Genomic DNA, 6,656 nt, shown 5'->3' with positions numbered 1-6,656 from the left:
TACTATTGCTGCAAGTAAGAAAGAATCTTCTATTAAAAAAGAAGAAATTTCGGACGCAAAAAAAGATCAACAAAAAGCACTAGAAGATATTTCAACATATATAGCAAAACAAAATAATCATGATCTTCTAAAAGAATTTAATTCTTTGACATCTTCCATTAAGTCAATTTCTGATTCTCTGTCACTGCCATTAAATCCTAGTCAAATAAATATTTTAAACAGTAATTATGCAAAACTCAATAATTCTGTAAGCGAACTGGTTATTAAAATCGCAGATCAGCCTGTGAACACAAAAAAAATAACGAACTAAATACTGTCTATAAATTAGTTTTTCGAAACAGCAAAAGTCCTTTAGGAATAATACCGATAATACCGCCCTATTGCCCACAAAGGAAAAACATTTCGATAGGCTGTATAGGTGATCGCACAATTCCCGTTAAAGATCCCCGAAACTCCTTCCTGAGGAAAATCACCGGTCGATTCCTGGCGGGAAAGAATAAATTCAATTCCTTTTTCAATGGCAGCTTTGTTCGGGTGTTTTGCTTTCATTAAAGCAAGAAGCGCCCATGCAGTATTGATGATTTGTCCGTCTTCGTGCTCAATGTATCGGTGCTCAACGCACGATTTAAAGGATTCTCCCCAGCTGCCGTCAGCACGCTGTTTACTCAATAAAAAATCACATCCTTTTTGAATCTCCGGTGAAGGCGTACCGTTTTCATAATTTTGATGACCGGCAGTTAATAAACCTTCGATACCGAACCAGGTTCCATAGGTATAACAAACAGCCCAACAGCCGTACCAGGAACCATCGGGATCCTGTTTTGATTGTAAAAACTTCCCTCCGCGATCAATTGCTCTTTGGATATCGTCTTTCCGATAATCATACTGTTTTGTGAATTCCTTTAATCCCTGCAGGGAAGCCGAAGAACATTCCGTATAGGTTGCTTCTGTCATGATATTTTCAAATAACAGCGCCGGGTTTAATACTTCAATCCATTTCGGAGCTCTTTGCTTTTCGTAAGAAGCCCAGCCTCCGTCTTCATTTTGCATGGATAACACCCAATCAACTGCCGGCTTTAAACGTTCCACATCAATGTGATTTTGTTTCCTGATGTGTTCCTTACGGTTATATAAAAGAGCCGTTTTCATTCCCTCCGACGTGCAATCCGTGATTGCCCATCCGTGATCTCTTGTTGAGAAAGGCCAGCAGCCAAGTGTGATATCTCCCCAGAATTTGTCGTAATCTTTCGCATTACGCTCAATTTGGGTGGTGTCCATGAAACTGTAAATTTTCTCTGCCATTTCCGGAAAACGGACTTCCATGTCTGCTTCGATCAAAGCCTGACCCACAAATGCAGTATCCCACAATTGGGAACCATTGTAACCGGCCATTTTAAGACCGTCTTCGGCAAGCCACAGATAATCTTTCCACCGTTTCACGTGGCCTTTAAATTGTTCGGAATCTTTTCCGTGGTTGTGCCACGCACAAATCGAGTTGATCGCCTGGTTTACAGGGCCAATATCGATATACCGCGTGTAGGTATCTTCAAAATCAATGTAGTCTTCCACATATTTGAGTGCTTTTTTCCGAAACCGTTTGGAGTGAATCCGCTCGTATCCATTGGTGATTTTACACAAGCGCAGGTACCATTTGTGAACCGGATGGTAAACATCTGCTTCGCAAGCTTCACGACGCGCTTTTTTCCAATGAATGGAATCGTAGTCTGTTGTATAGAGTTCTTTCCGTAATTCTTTTACTAAGGGTGTTAATTCGGCTTTCACTTTTTTGCCGAAGCAATAAGACATCGGCAGAAAAATCATCCGGTTATGACACCAATATTTTCCGGGATGAAAAGGTACCCATTTCGGAAATTTCCACATTTCCGGTAAAAGAGCATCGTTTCCTTTCCACTCATAGGCGTTCAGGACGGATAAGTAGAACTTACCCCACTGCGGAATTTTAATGGCGCCACCATGGCTTAAAATCCAATCCTGAGCTCGCTTCATGGCCGGATTGGAAAGATCTTCTCCCAAAATCCGCAAGGTCACATATTGCATGACTGTTCCGAACATGGTTGAATGCCCCTCGATATGAATTCCCCAACCACCGTCTTCGTTTTGGTGATTCCATACATGGCGCTTCATTAAAACCTGCATTGGTTTTTCGAAAGGCGTCTCCGTAATGTAGGATGCGATGACTAATCCGGGGATCAGAAAAAGCGGACCTCCGTAGTCACCTGCCCAATTTCCATCAGGTTCTTGCAGCGTTTCATAAAACGAGAATCCATTCAATAAGCCGATATGTGCTCTTTCCTTGAGTGAAAGCGTATCGTCTGACGGTACGATGGCGGGTTTGCCAACTTGTTGATTGCGCAAATGACGCAATACCCGGTCGGCGGAATTCGGATTGATTTTCTTGTCAAAAAGAAATGCACGGTCAAATGCTTCCAAAAAAGCCTTTCCTTCGGGTTTATCCCAATCAGATTCAGATTGAATGATTCCTTTTAAATCATCGGGAATTTGAAATTCCCAGAATTGTTGTCCGTTCTTTGAAGAAAACTTCCACGTATTCCAAAAATAAGCCGGATCTTTTTGATCGAAATTCATGGTGTATCAAGTTGTTCTGCGAAGCATAATTTCACCCAATTCAATCATTTTTCGTTTATCTTCTTCAGAAAGACCGGAAGACATAATTGCTTCTACCGATTTGTTATGCAATTCTTCCATTTTATCCAGTGCAATTTTACCTACACCGATTTCTTTAAAAACAGCCTGGAATCCACTGATTTTTGCTTCCTCGTCTTTTTCATCAAACAGCTCCGTTATACGTGCTTTTTGATCGGCGTTCGCATGTTGCATCGCGTTGATTAACAAGTAGGTCTTTTTATTCAGTAAGATATCTCCTCCGATTCGTTTTCCAAAGGTATCATCGCCGAATGTATCGAGGTAGTCATCCATAATCTGGAATGCCAATCCGGTATAAAGTCCGAAATCGTACAGGTTTTTCTGATCTTCAACGGAAGCATGACCTAAAATAGCGCCAATCTCACAAGCACACCCAAACAGAACGGATGTTTTCAGGCGGATCATGTTCATGTATTCTTCTACAGTTACCACTTCCTGGGTTTCGAATTCCATGTCATATTGCTGTCCTTCCATCACTTCCTGAGCCATTTTCAGGAAACTTTTTAATAGAACGGTAGCTTTTTCTTCATTTCCTTTGATCAATAAACCAACGGAATGCGGCAACATGGCATCTCCTGTTACAATGGCTTTATCTACTCCGTATTTTTCATGAACAGTAATGGTTCCTCTGCGCAGCAAGGCCTTATCCATGATATCGTCATGGACCAATGTGAAATTATGGAAAACTTCTATTGCAATTGCAGCAGACATCGCATCTTTCGTACTTACACCAAATCCCTGAGCAGCCATTAACACCATAATCGGACGCAAACGCTTTCCTTCCAATGTCATGATATGATACGTGGAATCAGATAAATTGCCGGGAAAACCTTCCAATGCATCTGTTTCCAGGTATTGAATAATCGCTTGTCTTTGGATTTCTAAATCCTGTTTTAGTGTTGCTGTTGTTGTCATAATTTAAAATCTATAGAAAATTTCTAATTCTTCGTCTTTTAATAATTGCTGTGTTTCTTCCCAGTTTTGCGTAAACCCGATCATGAATCCACCACCTCCGGCTCCACAAATTTTTAAGTAATAATTCTTTGTTTCCAAGCCTTGCTGAACAATGGATTGGTATTTTTCCGGGATCAGGTAATGCATTTCGTCTAATTGAAAACGCACTAATTTATCCAGGGTCCGGTAGAAATTTTCGGTATCTCCTTTCAGGAAATCAGTAATTCCTGCATTTGCATACTTGATTAATTTCGTTTCCAGCTTTTTCTGAAAGTCCTCCTTTTCGTAGGCATTGTGAAACTTTTTAATCAAGTTCTCGGAATTCCGCGCCATTCCGGTATTCAATAAAAACAAAACGTTCTTTCCGGTTTCATCGTAAGCCGGAATATCCACCTTTACAATTTCTTTGTTGGCTTTCAGCAATAACGGTTCGTTGATGATAATACTTAACGGATCAATTCCCGAGCTCTTTCCGTGAAAATGTCCTTCCAAAGTGCCCAAACAGCTTTTCAAGCTTTGAATGCGATCCATGGTTAAGTGTTTCAATTCATCTTTGAAATCGCCGGCTTTTTCCAGGTAACGTAAGAATATTGCGGCAACCAATGCACCGGAGCTTCCCAGGCCAAAACCTTGTGGAATATCACTTCTAAAAAACAATCCTTTGTCTAATTCCTGAGACAACTCATTCACATTCAATTTGAATGTCTCATCTGTGTGGTTTTCTAAAATATGCTTGAAGAATTCCCGAATACCTTTGTTGGAGAGTACTGCAATAGCACTTTCTTCTCCATTTTTAGGATAACACAATTCTCCGGAAAATTTACTGAATGGAATTGTCAGAGCCATACCGTTATGTAAGACACTGTATTCTCCAAACACCAAAATTTTTGAATTAACGCTCTCCATTTTTTAAGGATTCATTTTTGTTGGTCCGGAACCTTCTTCATCGAAAATGACTTTTTTATAGGTGTCGCGCAAACCATTTTTGATAAACTCTTCTACCTGCACTTCATATGCTTTCGGGTAAAGGACGTGCACATTCGGACCTGCATCCAATGTAAAACAAACAGGAACGTTACTTTCCTTACGGAATTCCATCAATTTTTCAATGGCTGTAATTGTACCCGGTTTCACCAATAAATAATAATCCATGGACGTCATCATCATGGCATGTAATGTCAATGCTTCTGATTCACACAACTGAATAAATGCATCCATATCTCCGGCTTTCAGAATGTCAACCAATTCAGCTGTACGCTCATTTGCCTGTTTGAAGCGATTTTCTGCATAGGGATGATTATTCATTAATGAATGCCCCACAGAACTGGATACTTTTTTGGGTTCATCTTCGACGATCAGGATGGCATCTTTCATGTTTTGGAACACCGGATGCACCTCCGTGATGTCAATTGCATATTGATTGGAAGCGTTTTGAATTTGTTCATTTTCTCCCCACAAAGCAAATCCCGGGAACATGCTGCGTGATGCACTTCCGCTTCCCAATCGGGCTAAATTACTTGCCTCTTTGTAAAACGTTTCATCTTTTTCTTTTCCCTGCAAGCTATAAGTAATGTCTAAAAGCGCCAACGAAATGGCACCGAATGCAGATGCAGACGAAGCAATTCCTGCAGAATGAGGAAAACTATTGGAGGAATGGATCGTAATCGCTTTTTCAGCTGCAAACGGGAAGAATTCACGGTTATCCATTAAAAACTTCGCAACACGCTGACCGAATTTTTCATTGATTTCTCCTTCAAAATAGTAGGATAACTGAATTGCTTCATCACTTGTCTTTTCTGACAATTCGGCTTCGACTTCCGTAAATGAATTTGACAAAGTCAAGCTCAACGAAGAATTACAAGGTATTTGAACTCCTTTTTTTCCCCAGTATTTAACAATCGCAATATTCGATGGGCAACGCCACGTTACTTTTACTTTATTCATCAATTCCTTGTCTGTTTCCATTTATTTTATAAATTCCTGATAGGTAAATAATACGTCATATCCTTTTTCTTCAAAATAGCGTTTTGCTGTTTCCAGATCTCTGTATGTTGCAAGAAAAAAATCTCCTCCCCAGGCACCCAGCGATTTGATGCTATACGGGTAACCGGCAAAGAAACGTTGTTTTAATTTAATCGTCCCTATAACTGAAGAGATTAACTCCTCGGCATGATCCAATTGCTGTTCAAACACGTCAATTTTATCCGTTTTCAAGGCATTTGAGATCATGGTATTCATGGCATCGACCTGGTCCTGAGTGACATTTCTGTCTTTAAACCGCTTTATTTCTTCCCGCGAGTTTTGCTTATTTCCCGAATAAACAAACAATAGCTTATTCGTTATGGAATCCGGGATCTCTACTTCCTTCTTGACTTCTCCATTGGCATAAAGAATCGGCCCTGCTGCAGTAGCACAAGCGACATCGTAACCGGATCCGCCAAAAGATGCCTCGAGGAGTTTCTTTGATTCTACACCCGACCATTGACTCAATAAGCTGATTAGGGTAGAACTGGAACCAAGACCCCAGTTTAATTCAAAATTCGCTTCTGCCCGGAATCTTTGGTTGAAATCAAGATCCGGCTTTTCTGCCCGTATCACCAGGAACAACTGTCTCAAAATTTCTGCTACTTCTTGATTATTGGTAGTCAGAATAGCGAAATCGTTGCTCATAGCAGCAGAAAACCAACTTCCGTGTTTGGAATAACTTTCCCAAATGATCTCATCAGACGGGGTTACTGAAAGCGTTTGCCCGAACTTTAAGGGAAAAGCCAGGCAGTCTGATCCATTCAGAACCAGGTATTCACCAAAAAGCATCAGTTTTCCTGATGCCTTATAGGTACTTATTATATTTTCCGAAACTGTCAATCAAACTAATTGAAGAGATTCAACATAGGTGCGAACTGCAGATACCGAGACATTTTTGTCTTTGAAGTAAGCGACAACTTTATCGCGGTCTTCTTTTTTCACCTCTAACTGATTCATGATATTGAACAAGTGCATTTTCATATGTCCTTGTT

Annotated in this window: 6 protein-coding genes; 1 reads left to right on the top strand and 5 read right to left on the bottom strand. The window is 40.4% G+C overall.

Translation table 11 applies throughout. The features are described from left to right. Positions 1 to 310: hypothetical protein (locus tag Q1V93_RS05865; RefSeq protein ID WP_300662737.1), on the top strand; the 310-nt coding region annotated here is incomplete at its 5' end. Positions 311 to 351: 41 nt separating this feature from the next. On the opposite strand, the gene Q1V93_RS05860 is transcribed toward Q1V93_RS05865, so the two are convergent. From Q1V93_RS05860 to Q1V93_RS05840, 5 genes are read right to left on the bottom strand one after another with little or no spacing between them, the layout of a single operon-like run. Further along, entirely contained in the window at positions 352 to 2,607 is a 2,256-nt protein-coding gene (locus Q1V93_RS05860) for a terpene cyclase/mutase family protein (protein WP_300662735.1), read from the bottom strand. A 6-nt stretch (positions 2,608 to 2,613) separates the two neighbouring features. Next, positions 2,614 to 3,600 carry a polyprenyl synthetase family protein gene (locus Q1V93_RS05855; RefSeq protein WP_300662733.1) on the bottom strand — a complete coding sequence of 329 codons (987 nt, stop codon included), beginning with the start codon at positions 3,598 to 3,600 and terminating at the stop codon, positions 2,614 to 2,616. 3 nt (positions 3,601 to 3,603) lie between these two features. Then, complete coding sequence (locus Q1V93_RS05850) at positions 3,604 to 4,545, bottom strand: hypothetical protein (protein ID WP_300662731.1); 942 nt, start codon at positions 4,543 to 4,545, stop codon at positions 3,604 to 3,606. Positions 4,546 to 4,548: 3 nt separating this feature from the next. Further along, complete coding sequence (gene mvaD / locus Q1V93_RS05845; RefSeq protein ID WP_300662729.1) at positions 4,549 to 5,604, bottom strand: diphosphomevalonate decarboxylase; 1,056 nt, start codon at positions 5,602 to 5,604, stop codon at positions 4,549 to 4,551. Beyond that, positions 5,605 to 6,504, bottom strand: a complete 900-nt coding sequence (locus Q1V93_RS05840; RefSeq protein ID WP_300662727.1) for a GYDIA family GHMP kinase — start codon at positions 6,502 to 6,504, stop codon at positions 5,605 to 5,607. Positions 6,505 to 6,656: the final 152 nt, after the last annotated feature.

This window comes from Fluviicola sp., from assembly GCF_030151805.1.
In the GTDB taxonomy this organism is placed as follows: domain Bacteria; phylum Bacteroidota; class Bacteroidia; order Flavobacteriales_D; family Crocinitomicaceae; genus Fluviicola.
The sequence above is the reverse complement of the archived record's forward strand: the minus strand, read 5'-3'. Positions and strand labels throughout refer to the sequence as shown.

What these genes read in the sequence shown, in the direction of transcription:
- Q1V93_RS05860 (WP_300662735.1), bottom strand. Translation starts at nt 2,607, where the DNA reads ATGAATTTCGATCAAAAAGATCCGGCTTATTTTTGGAATACGTGGAAG.
- Q1V93_RS05855 (WP_300662733.1), bottom strand. Translation starts at nt 3,600, where the DNA reads ATGACAACAACAGCAACACTAAAACAGGATTTAGAAATCCAAAGACAA.
- Q1V93_RS05850 (WP_300662731.1), bottom strand. Translation starts at nt 4,545, where the DNA reads ATGGAGAGCGTTAATTCAAAAATTTTGGTGTTTGGAGAATACAGTGTC.
- mvaD (WP_300662729.1), bottom strand. Translation starts at nt 5,604, where the DNA reads ATGGAAACAGACAAGGAATTGATGAATAAAGTAAAAGTAACGTGGCGT.